1 protein-coding gene is annotated in these 246 nt (G+C 61.4%); it reads left to right on the top strand.

What is annotated here, in order from left to right:
• The coding region (locus SB816_RS34105; protein ID WP_410548514.1) for a LacI family DNA-binding transcriptional regulator at window positions 1-246 on the top strand (246 nt) is incomplete at both ends.

Raw genomic sequence — 246 nt, 5'->3', positions numbered from 1 at the left:
ATCCGAACTTTCCCGATATGGGCCGGTGGCCGGATGCCGGCTTTTTCTGCCACAATCCGGGGCAACGGAACGAAAACGTTACCCTCTTCATGAAAAAAGTTTCCCCGACGATCCGCGACGTGGCGGCGGAAGCCGGCGTGTCGGTCGCGACGGTATCCAAGTACGTGAACGGCACGCAGCGCTTTTCGCCGGCCGTCGAGGCGCGCCTCAAGGAATCGATCGAGCGGCTCGGCTATCGTTCGAACC

This window comes from Achromobacter sp. SIMBA_011 (assembly GCF_046535435.1).
Lineage (GTDB): Bacteria > Pseudomonadota > Gammaproteobacteria > Burkholderiales > Burkholderiaceae_B > Achromobacter > Achromobacter dolens.
This window is presented reverse-complemented; position numbering and strand designations above follow the sequence as displayed.